The 16,909-nt window shown below is 39.3% G+C and carries 18 protein-coding genes; 12 read left to right on the plus strand and 6 right to left on the minus strand.

The annotated features are described in order from the left end of the window. The first annotated feature begins 470 nt into the window (after nt 1-470). From KDJ85_RS08890 to KDJ85_RS08910, 5 genes are all read left to right on the plus strand, one after another. Entirely contained in the window at nt 471-1,448 is a 978-nt protein-coding gene (locus KDJ85_RS08890) for a DUF1852 domain-containing protein (RefSeq protein WP_225819340.1), read from the plus strand. 29 nt (nt 1,449-1,477) lie between these two features. After that, nucleotides 1,478-2,509 carry a methionine synthase gene (locus KDJ85_RS08895; protein ID WP_225819341.1) on the plus strand — a complete coding sequence of 344 codons (1,032 nt, stop codon included), beginning with the start codon at nt 1,478-1,480 and terminating at the stop codon, nt 2,507-2,509. Nucleotides 2,510-2,651: 142 nt separating this feature from the next. Further along, on the plus strand, nt 2,652-2,999 hold the full coding sequence (yajD, locus tag KDJ85_RS08900) for a YajD family HNH nuclease (RefSeq protein WP_206084257.1): 348 nt from the start codon (nt 2,652-2,654) through the stop codon (nt 2,997-2,999). Nucleotides 3,000-3,259: 260 nt separating this feature from the next. Next, the gene (locus KDJ85_RS08905; protein ID WP_225819342.1) at nt 3,260-4,525 is read left to right on the plus strand and encodes a M24 family metallopeptidase; all 1,266 of its coding nucleotides are present in this window, start codon (nt 3,260-3,262) and stop codon (nt 4,523-4,525) included. 21 nt (nt 4,526-4,546) lie between these two features. Continuing rightward, nucleotides 4,547-5,212 (plus strand): CerR family C-terminal domain-containing protein, encoded by a 666-nt coding sequence (locus tag KDJ85_RS08910; RefSeq protein ID WP_225819343.1) that lies wholly within the window; start codon nt 4,547-4,549, stop codon nt 5,210-5,212. A gap of 66 nt (nt 5,213-5,278) precedes the next feature. Here the strand turns inward: KDJ85_RS08910 and KDJ85_RS08915 are convergent, their stop codons facing one another. Beyond that, the gene (locus KDJ85_RS08915) at nt 5,279-5,857 is read right to left on the minus strand and encodes a YebB family permuted papain-like enzyme (protein ID WP_225819502.1); all 579 of its coding nucleotides are present in this window, start codon (nt 5,855-5,857) and stop codon (nt 5,279-5,281) included. Between the two features lie 101 nt (nt 5,858-5,958). Beyond that, on the minus strand, nt 5,959-7,446 hold the full coding sequence (pdxR, locus tag KDJ85_RS08920) for a MocR-like pyridoxine biosynthesis transcription factor PdxR (protein ID WP_225819344.1): 1,488 nt from the start codon (nt 7,444-7,446) through the stop codon (nt 5,959-5,961). 102 nt (nt 7,447-7,548) lie between these two features. Here pdxR and KDJ85_RS08925 point away from each other — a divergent pair, with 102 nt between their 5' ends. Further along, the gene (locus KDJ85_RS08925; RefSeq protein WP_225819345.1) at nt 7,549-8,007 is read left to right on the plus strand and encodes a GNAT family N-acetyltransferase; all 459 of its coding nucleotides are present in this window, start codon (nt 7,549-7,551) and stop codon (nt 8,005-8,007) included. A gap of 103 nt (nt 8,008-8,110) precedes the next feature. Here the strand turns inward: KDJ85_RS08925 and KDJ85_RS08930 are convergent, their stop codons facing one another. From KDJ85_RS08930 to KDJ85_RS08945, 4 genes are all read right to left on the minus strand, one after another. Further along, a complete protein-coding gene (locus KDJ85_RS08930) occupies nt 8,111-8,650 on the minus strand; it encodes an NADAR family protein (protein ID WP_225819346.1) in 540 nt (179 codons plus the stop codon). Nucleotides 8,651-8,752: 102 nt separating this feature from the next. Next, a complete protein-coding gene (locus tag KDJ85_RS08935; RefSeq protein WP_225819347.1) occupies nt 8,753-9,475 on the minus strand; it encodes an amino acid ABC transporter ATP-binding protein in 723 nt (240 codons plus the stop codon). Continuing rightward, on the minus strand, nt 9,462-10,226 hold the full coding sequence (locus KDJ85_RS08940; protein ID WP_206084275.1) for an amino acid ABC transporter permease: 765 nt from the start codon (nt 10,224-10,226) through the stop codon (nt 9,462-9,464). Before KDJ85_RS08940 ends, KDJ85_RS08935 begins: the two co-directional genes overlap by 14 nt. 64 nt (nt 10,227-10,290) lie before the next feature. Further along, entirely contained in the window at nt 10,291-11,058 is a 768-nt protein-coding gene (locus KDJ85_RS08945; protein ID WP_377210598.1) for a basic amino acid ABC transporter substrate-binding protein, read from the minus strand. A gap of 315 nt (nt 11,059-11,373) precedes the next feature. Between KDJ85_RS08945 and KDJ85_RS08950 the strand changes: the two genes are divergently transcribed. The 6 genes from KDJ85_RS08950 (at nt 11,374) to KDJ85_RS08975 (ending at nt 16,823) form a co-directional block, all read left to right on the plus strand. Next, complete coding sequence (locus KDJ85_RS08950; protein WP_225819348.1) at nt 11,374-12,282, plus strand: AEC family transporter; 909 nt, start codon at nt 11,374-11,376, stop codon at nt 12,280-12,282. Nucleotides 12,283-12,397: 115 nt separating this feature from the next. Next, entirely contained in the window at nt 12,398-13,825 is a 1,428-nt protein-coding gene (locus KDJ85_RS08955) for an AMP nucleosidase (protein WP_377210614.1), read from the plus strand. Further along, a complete protein-coding gene (locus KDJ85_RS08960; protein WP_377210597.1) occupies nt 13,806-14,381 on the plus strand; it encodes a GNAT family N-acetyltransferase in 576 nt (191 codons plus the stop codon). Before KDJ85_RS08955 ends, KDJ85_RS08960 begins: the two co-directional genes overlap by 20 nt. 20 nt (nt 14,382-14,401) lie before the next feature. Then, a complete protein-coding gene (locus tag KDJ85_RS08965; protein ID WP_225819351.1) occupies nt 14,402-14,818 on the plus strand; it encodes a helix-turn-helix domain-containing protein in 417 nt (138 codons plus the stop codon). A 109-nt stretch (nt 14,819-14,927) separates the two neighbouring features. Beyond that, entirely contained in the window at nt 14,928-15,887 is a 960-nt protein-coding gene (gene accA / locus KDJ85_RS08970; protein ID WP_225819352.1) for an acetyl-CoA carboxylase carboxyl transferase subunit alpha, read from the plus strand. A 21-nt stretch (nt 15,888-15,908) separates the two neighbouring features. Continuing rightward, nucleotides 15,909-16,823 (plus strand): LysR family transcriptional regulator, encoded by a 915-nt coding sequence (locus KDJ85_RS08975; RefSeq protein ID WP_225819353.1) that lies wholly within the window; start codon nt 15,909-15,911, stop codon nt 16,821-16,823. Nucleotides 16,824-16,909: the final 86 nt, after the last annotated feature.

Below are 16,909 nucleotides of genomic sequence, written 5' to 3' on the forward strand. Positions count from 1 at the left end.
GCCGCACTTAGCGCCTTTGATTACCTAATCCGCACTAGTACCAGAACCGCTGAATAGGTGTAATTTACTTTATATTCAGTGAGTTGTAGTCAAAAGGCACTCGGGGGCGAGTGCCTTTTTTTTGTGTGTAAACTCTGAACATCGAAATATCAAACTAGGCTCATCGTAAGTTCAACACCTATCAATAACTAGGCTTATCTCATCTTTTTTACTTATACCTTTTTAATCTAAATTATGTGATGCAGATCTAAATACCGCACAAAGCCAGTCATACCTATGATCATGAATTTCATTCATGTTGTAGTGAAATTAAGTCGCTTTCACTCATTCAGCGGCTCTGGCATAAATGAATTAACGCTAACAAGTTAACTTATTTACAACATAAAGATTGATGAATGAGAAACAAAAACTTCTAGAAAATCATGAAGTCAATTTAGTTTCCATCTTGGAATTTAGGGTGCGACAAGACGATGAACAAAAATTTTACATTCACGATTAAAAGTAGTCTTTTTGATGAAAATTATAATCCTTCTGAAAATACACGGATAACAACTAACTTTGCTAATTTAGCTAGAGGGAAAAATCGTCAAGAAAATTTGCGTAACACGCTTGTCATGATGAACAACCGTTTTAATACGTTAGCCTATTGGGATAATCCGAAAAGTGACCGATATGCAATTGAGCTTGAAATTATTTCTGTGGAAATGCGTGTTGAAAATAATGCCAATACATTCCCTGTGATTGAAGTATTAAAAACAAACATCGTTGATAACAAAACGGGGCAACGTACAGAGGGAATTGTCGGAAATAATTTTTCCTCTTATGTCCGTGATTATGACTTCAGTGTTTTATTATTAGATCACAATAAAGACCAAGCAAACTTTAGTATCCCTGAAAAATTTGGCGATTTACATGGGAATATCTTTAAATATTTTGTTAACTCGAACGAATACAAAACACATTTTAATAAGCCGCCAGTTATTTGTTTAAGCGTCTCAAATAAAGATGTTTATCATCGTACGGGTAATCAGCATCCAGTATTAGGTATCGAATATCAGCAAAATGGATCTTCATTAACGGATCAATATTTTAAAAAGATGGGATTACAAGTTCGTTATTTTATGCCGTCAAACAGTGTTGCTCCATTAGCCTTTTATTTTACGGGAGATTTGCTGAGCGATTACAGCAATATCGAACTGATTAGTACGATTAGTACGATGGAAACATTCCAGAAAATTTATCGCCCAGAAATATATAATGCAAATTCTGTTGCAGGGCAATGTTATCAACCGAGTTTAACGAACCAAGATTATTCGTTAACAAAAATTGTTTATGACCGAGAAGAACGTAGCCGATTGGCTATTGAGCAGGGGAAATATACAGAAGAGCATTTTATTGAACCCTATAAACATATTCTAGAACAATGGTCTGCTAGCTACGCACTTTGATTAACGATAAAAATTTAAGGTCAATTATTATGAAAATATTATTACCAACATCTACCGCTGGCAGTTTACCAAAGCCTTCTTGGCTTGCTCAACCTGAAACCCTTTGGTCGCCTTGGAAGCTGCAAAATGAAGAATTAATTGAAGGGAAACAAGATGCGCTGCGTTTATCCCTCGAAGATCAATTGCGTGCTGGGATTGATATTGTGAGTGACGGCGAGCAAACTCGCCAGCATTTTGTGACCACATTCATTGAACACCTCAGTGGCGTTGATTTTGAAAAGCGTGAAGTGGTTAAAATTCGTGATCGTTATGATGCGAGTGTTCCGACGGTGGTTGGGGCTGTTGAACGCCAAAAACCAGTCTTTGTTGAAGATGCTAAATTTTTGCGCAAATTAACGAAACAGCCGATTAAATGGGCATTACCAGGCCCAATGACCATGATTGATACGCTGTATGATAACCATTATAAAAGCCGTGAAAAGCTGGCTTGGGAATTTGCTAAAATCCTGAATCAGGAGGCAAAAGAGCTCGAAGCTGCAGGTGTTGATATTATTCAGTTTGATGAGCCTGCGTTTAATGTATTTTTTGATGAAGTGAACGATTGGGGAGTGGCGGCGCTGGAAAGGGCGATTGAAGGCCTGAAATGTGAAACGGCGGTGCATATTTGTTATGGATACGGCATTAAAGCTAATACAGACTGGAAGAAAACGTTGGGCTCTGAATGGCGCCAGTATGAAGAAGCCTTCCCTAAGCTGCAGACCTCGAGTATCGATATTATTTCACTGGAGTGCCATAACTCCCATGTTCCTATGGATTTGATTGAGCTTATTCGTGGCAAGAAAGTAATGGTCGGGGCGATTGATGTGGCAAGCAATATCATCGAAACGCCAGAAGAGGTCGCTAATACGTTACGTAAAGCACTTCAATTTGTGGATGCAGATAAGCTTTATCCATCAACTAACTGCGGAATGGCACCGCTGTCGCGCCAAGTTGCGACGGGTAAACTCAATGCCTTAAGTGCAGGGGCAGAGATTATCCGCCAAGAGCTGTTAAATAAGTAATCTATTCGAATATTAGCGAACTAAGAGAAACCCAGAATCAATATCTGGGTTTTTTATTGTCTTAGATTTCTTATTTCATTCTAACTTGAGGTATATTAGATGAATTATTATTGAATAATTTTTTGAAATAGGAATGTCGGTAATGGCTCTAATCCCTAAAAACTATGCGCGTTTAGAAAGCGGCTATCGTGAAAAAGCCCTAAAAATTTATCCGTGGGTGTGTGGGCGTTGTACTCGCGAGTTTGTGTATTCAAATTTACGCGAGTTAACGGTTCACCATATCGACCATGATCATACCAATAACCCTGAAGATGGCAGCAATTGGGAGCTTTTATGTTTATTTTGCCATGATCATGAGCATTCAAAATACACAGAAGCAGATATGTATGGCACCAATGTTGTGGCGGGGGAAGATGCACAAAATGATATCGAAGCGGCAACTTATAACCCGTTTGCTGATTTGAAATCGATGTTAAACAAGAAAAAATAATAACAAAGTCACCTATCGAAAATAAGCTAGAGTCTCTAGCTTTACCTTATTTGTCTTTAACTAAGCCTCTGATAAAGAGGCATTTGTGTTTTTAGGCAAGTTATTCTCAATGGATTAGAGTCTTTCACTATTTGATTCCATATCAAAATAGAATTTAGTCATTAGCACAAAATGGTTAAGCAAGGGTTTGACTTTATCTCTCAATACAATCTATATTTAATTCATTCAAATGAATTAAATATTAACAAGAGAGGAAATAGATGAATAACCTAACGATACCGAGTCCATTTTCGTTTGAAGAACGCGATAGAAGATGGGGGATTGCGCGGGAAATCATGAAACTGCATGACCTTGAAGTCCTTATGGTTTATGGGGATAGGGAATCAGCGGCACCCGCACCGTTTTGTATTGATCACTATTTCACCAATGACCGTTTAGGGTCGGTTGTGATCTTCCATCAAGATAAAGCCCCACTGGTAGTCACATTCGCCCCCATGATGGTAGCTGATCATATGCAAGCACAAATGCGAGATGATAGGCAGTGGATATCACCAGAGCAAATAGTTGTAGGGAAAACAGGGCGTAATATTGCGCAGATATTTGTTGATTTAGGTGTGTCTGCAAATGCGAATGTTGGTGTGGTGGGATTAGAGCCTTACCCGCCATTTTATTTCGATGGCGCAATGCCGTATAACACATTGACGGGAATAAAAGCACGTTTACCTCAGTTAAATTTTGTCCCTGTTTACCGCTCGTTTTTTCAACTCGCCTCTGTGAAAAGTGCAGAAGAACTTGAGCATGTGAAATATGCTGCAATGATAGGTGAGGCAATGAGTGAAGCGATGCGTTCTACAGCTATTGTCGGTAATTCAGAGGCGGATATTGCGGCGGCAGTCACCGCGAAATGTTTATCTATGGGGGGATTCACCGCTGAAATTTTGATGGGTTCAGGACCTGAATATATTGGGTGGGGTCAACCCGCGTGGCAATACCGCTCACAAGCGCCACGAAAGATACAGCAAGGTGATATTGTGTTAACAGAAATATTTGCTCTGTATGGCATGTATGAAACACAGCACCAAGCCGCGGTTGCGGTGGGGAAAATTCATCCCAATATTGAAAAAGCGGCAGCTGTTGCAAGGGAATGCTATGAAATTGGTGTTGAATGTCTTAAAGAAGGTGTCACATTTGGTGAAGTAGTAGATGAAATGGAAAAACCGCTGTTAAAATCAAAGGGGTGGCATGTACATCCATTGATCCACAGTATTAATCCTTATGGGCCTATCGGTTTTGGTACAGCCCCTGGTATTGAGTCATTGCCTATTGCCCAAAAATACCGTCAATTGGAACGGTTACCCAATCCAGGGCGTGAATTAGTTTTGCAGGAAGGGATGACGTTTGCCTTTGAACCTAACTGCGCATTTGGCTATCATTTATGTAATCTCGGTGGCACAGTGGTTGTCGGTAAAGATAGGGGGATTGAACTGAATAATAATTCTACTTATCTTATGCGCGCGGACATATAATTTTAGGAATAACAGCAAGATATGAATGACACAAATAAAAACATACTTTCATCAGAGTTAACGAAAGAAAAGTTAATTAATGAAGGGATTAAACAATTTGCGATTCATGGCATCAATGGCGTTCGTACGCGCCAACTGGCTGAAAGTGCGGGTGTTAATCAGTCTGCAATTCCCTATCATTTGGGGGGAAAGCTCGGTGTTTATTGCGCTGTTATTCAAAAAATTGCGACCGATTTATCTCGGGAAAGTAATGTTCAGGCGTTTGATGCACAGCTTAAACTAGCCATGCAACAAACGCCTATTGAGCAGGCGCAAGCAAATCAGTTAATTAGCTTATTGATAACTGGGTTAGGAAATTCGTTGTTATTACCAAAGCATGAATATTATTCCGTGCTTATTCTTCGTGAGCAACTTGAGCCTACAGAAAATTATGATGTTATTTATCGGGACTTTATCGAACCTTTCCATACACGTTTGTCAGGGCTGATCCAAACGATTAATCATATTGATAAACAAACCGCGATTATCCGAGCTCATGTATTGATAGGACAAGTATTAGGTTTTGTTGTCGCGCGAAAACCTTTTCTTAAGCAACTCAATGCTCAGCAAATTGATGAACGGTTATTGAGTGACATATTGCAGCAAATCAGCTTGATGGCAATTCAAGCTTTAATGATAGGGAAATAGTGACTTAGTATACTAAGCCACTTTTAGGTGACGTTCGGTGATTTCGACAATATCCTATTTCTTCAATTAGTGGATATCTTCGTGGCTACGGTAAACTAACGATAGCTCAGGGTGATTCCACAGACTGGCGGGCGTTACTGTGGTGCGTTCCCAAGGGATTTGACCAATAAACCAAAGTTTCCAAAAATTTAATTTTGCATTCGGATTCTTTGTTAATAATTCTTCAAACGTTTCAATTTCACCAATTTGTACGGATAGGGCAGATTGGTAAATATCAAAGACAAATTTAGAACAAAATTGCCTTGGCGAGTCATAATTAAACCCCGTATGGTAAAACTTATTTAAACGGGCAGGGACTTGTGCGACCAAGGCATTTTTTTGCTCTTGTGTTAACGAGTTGGCGAAACGGCGCACACTATAACGTTTATTTGAAGAACGAGCGATGAAACGTGAAAGTGTCGTGGTTGTGGATAAAGGCACACGGCTTTCGGCGATTAAATAATCTTCACCATCGTGCCCGATGATTATACCAACATGGTTGCTCCAACATAAAGAGGCTGAAGCAATTTGACGAAATAACTCGGTACCAATACTGGTAAAAACAATGTCACCCACTTCATATTCATAGGGGTAGTTTGTTTGCATCATTAAAATACCTCAATATAAATAAAAGAATATCATTAAGGTATAGTTATAAAGCTTAGCAAAAATCTGACTATCAGATAAAAGCGCAAAATCTTCTTTGTTTAGCTTGGGTATATCTTATTCATCTGCTCACTGAGTAACTTCACATTGTGCACAATATCAGTTTCAGTATGTGCTGCATAACCAAATAAAATGGCATTTTGCTTGGTGCTTTTAATACAATATCGTGATAACGGCTGTGCACCAAAACCTAATAAGCGGCACTGTTCAAGTATAAGATTAATATCGTACCCCGCTTTTATCCAACATACTGTGTGTATTCCTGAATCTGTCATTTGTACTTCAAATAAATGAGGGAGATACAGGTTAATCGCATTAAAAAATGCGTTCTGCCTATCATGGCATATTTTGCGTATTTTACGCACATGGCGAGCATAGTGACCCTCTTGAATGAACTGGGCTAGAGAGGCTTGCTCTAGGTATCCACAATGGCTATCACTGTAGTATTTCATCATGGTAAATGCTTCACTCAGAACTTCTGGCACAATTAAGAAACCTAAGCGAAACCCTGGGTACATCATTTTTGAAAATGTGCCCGCATAAATGACTCTTTGCTGGTTGTCTAAGCCTTGTAATGCTTGAATTGGCTTAGATAAAAAACGAAATTCGCTGTTATAGTCATCTTCAAAAATCCATGCATTATTATGTTGCGCCCAGTCAAGCAATGCTAAACGGCGGGATAGGCTTAATGTAGTGCCTAAAGGAAATTGATGAGAAGGCGCGGTATAAACTAATTTGGCATCTCCATGGTATTTCGCACCATAGGCGATATCCATGCCTTCGGAATCGGATGGTATCGGTGAAACTTCAGCCCCCGCTGCAGTTAAAATAGCACGAGCGCTGTCATAGCCTGGGTCATCAAGCCAAACTTTATCCCCTTGTTGTAACAGAACTTTCGCAGCTAAGTTAATTGCCTGTTGGGTTCCATTGACAATGATAATTTGTTTCTCTTTGCAGTGAACACCGCGAGTGGAGTGAACATAATCCACCAGTAATTTTTTAAGGGGCGTAAATCCATCTGGATGATTGAAAAAAGGGATAGTTTGTTTCGATTTACGCCAAACACGGCCTAATAATCTTCCCCATAGTTCATGAGGAAACTGATCAACACAACCAATACCAATATTAAATATTTGGCGCGATTTTGTATTTGGTCGTGATTGATTCCACAAATTTGTCAATATTGCGACTTTAGGATTAAGATTAAGTGCATTATATTCAGGTTGCTTAATTGTTTGTGAAGTCGATGCTGTACGAACTAACTCGTCAGGAATATTGGCTGACACATAAGTGCCAGAGCCTTTTTTGGAATACAAATAGCCTTCATCAATTAACCTCTCAAAGCCTGCAATGACTGAGTTACGCGAAATAAACATCATCTCAGCTAAAGCCCTTGAGGATGGTAGCTTCACACCTGAAGCTATACGGCCATCTAAGATTGCATTGCGGATCGTGTGATACACATTTTCTTTTATATACCCCTTATCAAGTAGGAGCAATGGAAACTGAGCTTGTTGTTTACGTCGCATAAGTGGATCCTAAATAAATAACAAAAGTGTATCTTATACAGCACCAGATGGGATTGTACTATAACCACATTATGTAATATATCTACAAATGGAAGGGTTATTATGAATAAAGCTACATTACCAGTTACGATTGAATTTGTTGTTCCAGCACATTATCCAGAATGGTTAGTGTATTGGCTGGAATACCAAAAGTTTTATCAAGTTGAATTAAGTGAAGAGGTGACATTAAAATCTTGGGAGCGTTTTTTTGACGATAATGAGCCTATGTACTGCGCAGTCGCACTTGAAGATGGCAAAGTGGTTGGTTTCGTCAACTATTTATTCCATCGTTCAACATGGGCAAAAAATGACTTTTGCTATTTAGAAGATTTGTATGTCACGCCAGAAATGAGAGGGCGTCATGTTGGTAAGCAGCTTATTGAATTTGTTCAAGTGCAAGCACAAGATAAACAATGTGGTCGCTTATATTGGCATACACAAGAAACTAATTTACGCGGGCAAAAACTGTATAACTGGGTGGCAGAGAAACCAGGGGTGATTGAATATAGAATGCCATTATAATCAATGCAGTAGCATATCCTACATTTCAGTGACTGACTGGCTGACCCGTTGTTTGATAACAACGGGCTTTTAGTGGAGTGGGATTAAGTGCAAAAAAATATGTTTAACTTGCGAGCTGGGAGCGAACTTCCATTAAAGCAAAACCTAAAAGATTTAATCCTTTCCACGTGAGTGGATTTTCGATATTTTCTGCATCTTCGGCAAGGCCTATTCCCCATATCTTATCAACAGGGCTAGCTTCAACTAATACGCGCTCGTTGGTTGAAAGTAAAAATATTTTAAGTTGTTCGTTCTGGCTAAACTTGGCCATATTCGCGGCAACAACAATTTCGAAACGTTTATCATTCCAAACATCTTGCTTAAATCCACGAACCTCGCGACCAAACGCTTTTGCTGCCCCAGGGTTGGGCGCATGAATGATTTTTTCTAACGTTTCAATATCACCAAATAAACGTGCTTTTTCTGCCATCATAAAATGCTCTGCACTTGCAAATCGGTACCCATCGACAATAAACGGTGCAGGGTACCACTGACTAAAGCAGCTTTTCGTGACTTGATGTTGTTTGGTTTGGTGCCCCCAGAAAAAAACATATTTGAATTTTTTCCCTGAGCGGTAATGTTTACAAAGGCTTTTAATATCCATAGGTTAAGCTTAATTAAATAATAATAATATTCTTAGCATACGGAGATAAAAGGAATTGAGCTATCAGAAAAGCCTGCTTATGTTGATAAGCAGGCGGGGTAATTAGAGAACTTTACTTAAAAACTCTGCAGTACGAGGGTTTTTAGGTGCTGAAAATAGTTGTTCAGGGGGGCCTTCCTCTTGAATGATACCTTGGTCAATAAACATAACGCGATCCGCTACCTCACGGGCAAAGCCCATTTCATGTGTGACAATAACCATCGTCATGCCTTCAGTTGCTAACGTTTTCATAACAGACAGCACTTCACCAACTAACTCAGGATCCAGTGCTGAAGTCGGTTCATCAAATAATAAAATAGACGGCTGCATTGCTAATGCTCGTGCTATGGCAACACGTTGTTGCTGCCCACCAGAAAGGCTTGCAGGCCACGCATCAATTTTATCTAATAGACCAACTTTGACTAAAAGCTGCTCAGCTTGTTTTAACGCTTGTTCTTTTTTTACCCCTTTAACGAGGGTTGGTGCCATCATCAAATTTTCAAGCACTGTCATATGTGGAAATAAATTAAAGCGTTGAAAAACCATACCAACATTTTCACGCATTTTATTGAGATCTGTTTTCGGGTCATGAACATTAAATCCGTTGACTTTGATTTCACCGCCGTCAGGGCGTTCTAGTGCGTTTAAACAACGTAAAAAAGTACTTTTCCCTGAGCCAGAAGGACCAATAACACAGATAACTTCTTGCGGATGGATCTCACATGAGATACCGCGTAAAACATGGGTATCCCCAAATTTTTTTTGTAAATCATTAACGTAAATCACTTCTGCCCAACCTTCTTTCCATATATTGCACTAACTGAGCGAGTATAAATGTCAGCATCCAATAAATTATTGATATTGTTAAGTAGGGTTCCCAGTATGTGGCATATGCCCCAGAAACAGTGCGCGCAGCATAGGCGAGGTCGGCCAAACCAATTGCGGAAGCAAGTGATGAATCTTTGACAATCGCAATCGCGTTATTACCTAAAGGAGGTAGAATTCGGCGGAAAGCTTGCGGAAGAATGACTTTACGCATTGTTTTTGCCCAACTCATTCCTAGCGCCCGAGAGGCTTCCATTTGCCCTTTATCAATTGATTGAATGCCTGCACGGAAAATCTCAGAAACATAAGCTCCTGAATTTAAAGTAATAGCAATGACACAAGATAAAAATGCACCATAGTCAGAACGTAGCATTTTTGCAGTATCAACGGACATTAACCCTGATGTAACGAACAAACCATCACGCGGATTAATAAATAATGGAACTAATGCAAAGTGAACAACCATTATTTGTACAAATAATGGTGTGCCACGAAAGGCGCTAACATAAAAACGCACGGGCCATTGCACGAAATAGCGTAAAATGGGTTTCCAAATCCCTTGTTCCGCTTTGGCCGTTCTCCCCAGCCCAAGCGTGAGCCCCCACAAAGAGCCTAAAATAACGCAAATAATGGTGGCCTTTATGGTCATTAATGCGCCTTCAGCAAATAGTGGGGCGTACTCTTCAATTATTTCCCAACGAAACGCAGACATCTTAATTTCACCCTGATTTATAACGAGAAAAAGCCACCTAAAGATGGCTTTAAACTAAATAAAACTATTGTTTTGGTAATTGCGGAACATTTGAATCAAACCATTTTTGGTAGATTTGGTTATAAGTGCCATTTTCAACGATGGTATTTAAACCATTATTAATCTTTTGTTGTAATTCACTATTTCCCTTAGCGACCGCAATACCGAAATATTGTTTTTCAAAATGGTTATCGTAGATTAACTTAAATTTTTTCTCTGGGTGAGTTTTGATGTAATACTTAATGACACCAACATCACCAACTGCGGCGTCAATACCGTCTTCATACAGTTCTTGCAATAATAAAGGTGTATTATCGAAACGTTTAATTGATGTGCTGTTTTTACCAATTACATCGGAGACCACAATATCCCCTGTACTGGAATTAACAACACCAACATTTAAATCTTTTAAGCTATTTAAATCAGTAACATTGGAAGACTCACCGATTACGATAGCTTGTTCAGCAGGAAAATAAGGATTAGAAAAATCAACCATATTTTTGCGTTTGTCTGTGATAGTTATCCCTGAAATTAAAATATCTCTATCCCCTGAGGATAAAGTGGCAAAAATACCTTCCCATGGTGTATTAACCAGTTTGACGTCAAAACCTTCTGCATCAGCAATGGCTTTAATAATATCAATATCAAAACCTTCCAATTGTTTTTGGCTATTTTCAAACTCAAATGGTCGATATGTTCCACCAGCACCTACGGTATAACTGTCTTTTGCGTAAACATTCCCTGCGAATGCAGCCAGTGTCATACAACCAGCAAAAACGAGCTTTTTAAACATTTTAGACCTCTTTAATTATGCATTTATAGTGAATAAAAATACATAAATTTAATCAGGCAAGCAAATAGTATTTCAAAATTAAGGTTGGATAATGTCATTTGCTGATTTATTGGTGCACGAATGCCCCTAAATTTGGCTAAAATACGAACAAAAAAAGAGGAGGGAAATGCAGCCGTGCAATATTTTTGTTAAACCAATCATAAAATCGGAAGGATATGGTTAATGAGAGCTTTTTTTACCTATCCGTTACAAAAAATTAACGCTAAACTCTGGAGTGACTTCTTATAATAGACTGATATAAAAAGATAAATCATAATGAGTAAAATATTGTTAGTGCTTTGGCCACTATTTGCGTTGATTGCGATAGGGTTTGTGTTAAGGCGTACTCGGTTATTTTCGCCTGATTTTTGGCCTGGAGCCGAAAAACTCAACTATTTTATTTTATTTCCTGCCTTATTAATTAATAGCTTAGCAAGTGCCCCGTTAAACAATCCTAAATTAGCTTATTTAGGTAGTGCGATCCTCTGCATTTTAGCGATAAGTTCATTGTTAGTGCTGTTAAGTAAATATTTATGCAAAATAACTGTCCCTCGATTTGGTGCGCATATTCAAGGGATCACGCGTTTTAATACCTATTTAGGCTTAGCTATTGTGGCCGATCTATTTGGTAAAGAGGGGGTTGCCGTTGCCGCAGTTATTATGGCAATTTTAGTACCAAGCTGTAATGTTATCGCGGTGCTGGCGTTATCTTCAGGGAAAAAAGTGTCGGTAAAACAACTCTTATTACCTATCATTAAAAATCCGTTAATTATCTCTTGTGTTATCGGAATTTTGTTAAATTTATCGCCAGTGGGGCTACCTTTTGGTTCTGAACAATTATTAAAATTACTCGCAGCAGCAAGTTTACCATTGGGATTGATTTGTATTGGTGGTGCGTTGCAAACAACAACACTACGTAAAGAATTCAAACCAATCATGCTATCAACATTATTACGCTTGCTTGCTATGCCTGTATTAACGTTAATAATGGCTAAATTGTTTTCTTTGCCAAACTTAGAAACGATTTTATTGGTGATATTTTTTGCCATCCCTACTGCACCAACAGCCTATATTTTGACTCGTCAGTTGAATGGTGATAGCCAATTAATGGCTGGGATCATTACATTGCAAACTATTATCGCCGTGTTCACACTGCCTATAGTTTTATCATTCGTCATGCATTAGTGGTGATATGTTTTGCAACTGTCACATTGATACTCTATGTTATCAGGAGATTACTTCATCTGATTAGGAGTTGTGTGTGTCTTTGGAAAAATGCCAGAAAAATGAAAACTTATCTATTGAAGATGTTTTGGATAAACTTTCGTTGTTATATTCAAATGCCATTCAATCATTAAGAGATGCGATTGCTATTTATGTCACAAAAGGGCAGATACCAAATACAGACGAGAGAGAAAATGGGTTATTTGCTTACCCTGAGCTTTGTGTGACGTGGGAAGGAAAAATTGATCACTGTGAAAAAACCCGTGCCTATGCGCGCTTTGTAAAAAAAGGAAACTATTCCATCACGGTGACTCAGCCAGAGTTATTTCGTCGTTATTTAACGGAACAACTTTCTATTTTACAACAAGATTATGATGTATCTTTTGCAGTTCGTCCGTCTAAGACGGAAATTCCATATCCATTTGTGATTGATGGCTCGGATTTAGTCCTTGATAGAAGTATGAGTGGTAGCCTTGCCGCTCATTTTCCGATAACAGATTTAGCTCATATCAGTGATGATATTACTGATGGCTTATATACCGTTTCGGAAGAAATGCCTTTATCGCATTTCGATGCTTTACGTGTAGACTTTTCACTTGCACGCCTTAAACATTATACTGGTACGCCACCAGAGCATGTGCAACCGTATATCTTATTTACCAATTATAACCGCTATGTGGATGAGTTTGTCAGTTGGGCTTGTGAACAAATCCGTGATCCTGAGAGTCGTTATATTGCGTTGTCTTGTGTTGGTAATAACTACCTGACAGCTGAAAATGCGGATCCACAAATTGCTATTTCAGACATGACGTGGAAAAAATTCCAAATGCCTGCATATCATCTGATTGCACGAGATGGCTCAGGAATAACATTAGTGAATATTGGTGTTGGCCCATCAAATGCAAAAAACATTTGTGATCACTTAGCGGTATTAAGGCCACATGCATGGTTAATGATAGGTCATTGTGGAGGTTTAAGGGAAAGCCAAAATATTGGTGATTACGTTCTTGCTCATGCTTATTTACGTGATGACCATATTTTGGACGATGTATTACCGCCAGATATTCCTATTCCAAGCATCGCAGAAGTTCAACGAGCACTTTATGATGCGACTAAACAAGTCAGTAATATGCCTGGCGAATTGGTTAAGCAACGTTTACGCACTGGAACTGTGGTGACGACAGACGATAGAAACTGGGAGCTGCGTTTCTTTGCCACAGCAAGGCGCTTTAGTTTAAGCCGCGCAGTTGCTGTTGATATGGAAAGCGCAACCATAGCTGCACAAGGTTATCGTTTTAGAGTACCTTACGGCACGCTTTTGTGTGTGTCAGATAAGCCATTACATGGGGAAATTAAATTACCAGGCCAAGCGAATAGCTTTTATGAAGGGGCTATTTCAGAACACTTACAAATAGGTATTCGTGCTATTGATTTATTACATCAAGAAGGGGATAAATTACATTCTCGGAAGTTAAGAACCTTTGATGAACCCCCATTTAGATAGCAAGGAGATGCAATCTATGGCTTTAATACCTGAAATAGAAACAGAAAGACTGATTTTATCGAAACACCAAGTCAGTGATTTCCCCGCGTTGACAAAACTGTGGGCGACAGAATCCATGGTACGCTATATCGGCGGTATGCCGTCAACCGAACGAGAATCATGGATGAGAATGTTAGCCTATGGCGGGTTATGGCCATTGTTGGGTTTTGGTTACTGGGCGGTAAGGGAAAAAGTAACAGGGCAGTATGTTGGTGATCTTGGGTTTGCTGACTTTCATCGAATGGTTGAGCCACAAGTAAAAGGAATTCCCGAAGCAGGTTGGGTCATTGCACCAGAATTTCAAGGCAAAGGCTATGCAACCGAGGCGATGCAAGCGGCGCTAAGTTGGTTAAAAGCGCAAAATAAGTATCAGCAAACTATCTGTTTTATTGAGCCTAGAAACTTACCGTCATTACGTGTTGCCGAAAAATTAGGTTATGTTATTGATCGTGAAATATTTATGAATGGCAATATTACTGTGCTATTACGGCAGAAGCTGACGCCTACAGCGTTATAATATTAACGGGTTATCGTTCTATGCATGATGAATTAGATATTTCTCAAGTGAGCCAACTGTCAGGTTTAGCGGCTTCAACGCTTCGTTACTACGAAGAAAAGGGGTTAATTAAACCGATTGGTAGAAAAGGCTTAAAGCGTATTTATCATGGCAAAGATGTGATAACCCGTTTATCGTTAATAAGTTTAGGGCAGCAGGCTCAGTTTACACTCGATGAAATTGCGAAAATGCTTAATCACCAAGATGGCCCTAATATAGAGAGGGCCAGCCTGATGGCTAAAGCTGAAGAAATTGAACAGACGATCCAAAATTTATTGGCATTAAAAGATGGCATTATTCATATTGCTAATTGCCCAGAAGAGAACCATTTTTTATGTCCTAACTTTCAAAAAATCCTGAGTAACAGCCTAAAATCAAACCGTCTCAAGCATAAATAACCCATCAATTATCCCATATTTGATACTAATTAATCCCAAATCCAATCATAGAATGGGATAGAATAACCCTTTACACTCTTAAAATTGTGTTAATAATTTTAAGGTCTGTATGTCTACTCATTTTTTGGCTTTTGAAAAACCGATAGTTGAACTTAATGACAAAATAGAAGCATTGGTTGCCTTCAAACAACAGGGGCATCCTAGCGAAATTAAGCTTGAAGAAGAAATCAAACTGTTAGAAAAAAAGTCTCACTCATTGACAAAAACCATTTTTTCTTCTCTTGGTGCATGGGAAATCGTACAGTTAGCAAGGCACCCATTAAGGCCATATCCCCTTGATTATATTTCTTTAATTTTTACTGAGTTTCAGGAATTGGCGGGAGATCGCGCATTTGCTGATGATAAAGCGCTGGTGGGAGGCTTGGCACGTATTGCAGGGCGTCCTGTCATGGTTTTAGGCCAACAAAAAGGACGAACAACCAAAGAGAAAGTGATGCGTAATTTTGGTATGCCATCACCTGAAGGTTACCGTAAAGCGTTACGTTTAATGCAAATGGCGGAACGTTTTAAGTTGCCTGTTATTACACTGATAGACTCAGCGGGGGCGTATCCAGGCGTAGGCGCTGAAGAGCGTGGACAGGCAGAGGCTATCGCAAAGAATATATTAGAAATGTCCCGCTTAAAAACGCCAATTATTTGTGTTGTTACGGGGGAAGGCTGTTCGGGGGGCGCGCTAGGAATTGGTGTTGGTGACCGAATTAATATGCTTGAGTACAGTACGTATGCAGCCATTTCCCCTGAGGGTTGCGCGTCAATTCTGTGGAAAGACGCTCAAAAAGCGCAAGTTGCGGCTGAAGTTATGGGAATGACTGCCTCTCGATTAAAAGAATTAGGCATTATCGATACGATTATTCCTGAGCCATTAGGGGGGGCACACCGAAACTATAAGTTAGCAGCTGAACATTTAAAACAGCAATTGATAGCAGACTTAGCTGCATTAACTCGACTCGATACGGATGCTTTATTATCAGAACGTTACCAAAAAATCATGGCATTTGGTTACTGCTAGTGTTATTAGTTTAGGTCAATCATGTTGAATGAAAAGGATGTATGCACGGTGGTTGACCTAAATTTATTAAAGGTTTTTATTGCGGTAGCAACGCAAGGTAACTTTATTAATGCTGCAAAGCAGCTTTCGATGCCATCATCCAATGTGAGTCGACAAATTAAGCAACTAGAAGAACAATTAAATTGCCGTTTGATTGAACGAACAACAAGGCAGATGCGGCTAACGGAAGCGGGCAATATTCTGTTTGAGCAAAGCCAAAAATTAGTGGGTGAACTGGTCGATATTGTCCAACAAATTAGTCATCCTCAAGGGGTAACAGGTACCTTACGCCTTACCATCCCAAGTGAAGCGGGTAGTGTATTATTAGCCGATATATTAGCAAAATTTGCATTGTTGCATCCGCAACTCAAAATTCATTGTGACACACAATTAATGCCTCGTGATGTCATCAGTGATGAAATCGATTTATTACTGACTTTTCACCGTGGAGAGCTTGAGGATAGCAGCTATCACTCAAGATTGGTGAAATCTTGGCAAAGTGTGGTCATCGCATCCCCTGAGCTGATTCATAAATTTGGTAAACCGAAAACCATCGCTGATTTAGTGAAGTTACCTTGTATTTCAAGCCTTAGTGCCTTACAAGGTCAGCCTTGGATTTTTATTGATTCTCAAGGCAAGCAGCGCACAGCGATGATAAATAGCCCATATCGGGTAAATAGTGGGGTACTCGCTCATGCAGCTGCGGTGAATGGTGTTGGTTTTGCTATTTTATCGTTAGAAGCTTGTCATGCACAAATTACATCGGGTCAGTTAGATATTATTCAATTAGAGGAAGTAAACCCTGCACCTATAGAGCTAAGAGCCGTCTATGCAAGCCGAAGTGCGCTATCCCCAAAAATAGATATTTTTTTAAACTATTTACTGCAAAATATTTAGTCTGAGCGCTATAGATGATGGCGTTAATAGGGTAAGGCTATTTGGTATTTACCTCATGTGTTCTAGGCAAATACCAGAGCGACGTA

The sequence above is a fragment of the Providencia vermicola genome, from assembly GCF_020381325.1.
Lineage (GTDB): Bacteria > Pseudomonadota > Gammaproteobacteria > Enterobacterales > Enterobacteriaceae > Providencia > Providencia vermicola.

Excerpts from the sequence above, each read along its gene's own strand:
- KDJ85_RS08945 (WP_377210598.1), bottom strand. The coding sequence starts at position 11,058 with ATGTTTAAAAAGCTCGTTTTTGCTGGTTGTATGACACTGGCTGCATTC.
- yajD (WP_206084257.1), top strand. The coding sequence starts at position 2,652 with ATGGCTCTAATCCCTAAAAACTATGCGCGTTTAGAAAGCGGCTATCGT.
- accA (WP_225819352.1), top strand. The coding sequence starts at position 14,928 with ATGTCTACTCATTTTTTGGCTTTTGAAAAACCGATAGTTGAACTTAAT.
- KDJ85_RS08925 (WP_225819345.1), top strand. The coding sequence starts at position 7,549 with ATGAATAAAGCTACATTACCAGTTACGATTGAATTTGTTGTTCCAGCA.
- KDJ85_RS08950 (WP_225819348.1), top strand. The coding sequence starts at position 11,374 with ATGAGTAAAATATTGTTAGTGCTTTGGCCACTATTTGCGTTGATTGCG.
- KDJ85_RS08930 (WP_225819346.1), bottom strand. The coding sequence starts at position 8,650 with ATGGATATTAAAAGCCTTTGTAAACATTACCGCTCAGGGAAAAAATTC.
- KDJ85_RS08910 (WP_225819343.1), top strand. The coding sequence starts at position 4,547 with ATGAATGACACAAATAAAAACATACTTTCATCAGAGTTAACGAAAGAA.
- KDJ85_RS08965 (WP_225819351.1), top strand. The coding sequence starts at position 14,402 with ATGCATGATGAATTAGATATTTCTCAAGTGAGCCAACTGTCAGGTTTA.
- pdxR (WP_225819344.1), bottom strand. The coding sequence starts at position 7,446 with ATGCGACGTAAACAACAAGCTCAGTTTCCATTGCTCCTACTTGATAAG.
- KDJ85_RS08915 (WP_225819502.1), bottom strand. The coding sequence starts at position 5,857 with ATGCAAACAAACTACCCCTATGAATATGAAGTGGGTGACATTGTTTTT.
- KDJ85_RS08960 (WP_377210597.1), top strand. The coding sequence starts at position 13,806 with ATGAACCCCCATTTAGATAGCAAGGAGATGCAATCTATGGCTTTAATA.
- KDJ85_RS08975 (WP_225819353.1), top strand. The coding sequence starts at position 15,909 with ATGTTGAATGAAAAGGATGTATGCACGGTGGTTGACCTAAATTTATTA.
- KDJ85_RS08905 (WP_225819342.1), top strand. The coding sequence starts at position 3,260 with ATGAATAACCTAACGATACCGAGTCCATTTTCGTTTGAAGAACGCGAT.
- KDJ85_RS08940 (WP_206084275.1), bottom strand. The coding sequence starts at position 10,226 with ATGTCTGCGTTTCGTTGGGAAATAATTGAAGAGTACGCCCCACTATTT.
- KDJ85_RS08895 (WP_225819341.1), top strand. The coding sequence starts at position 1,478 with ATGAAAATATTATTACCAACATCTACCGCTGGCAGTTTACCAAAGCCT.
- KDJ85_RS08890 (WP_225819340.1), top strand. The coding sequence starts at position 471 with ATGAACAAAAATTTTACATTCACGATTAAAAGTAGTCTTTTTGATGAA.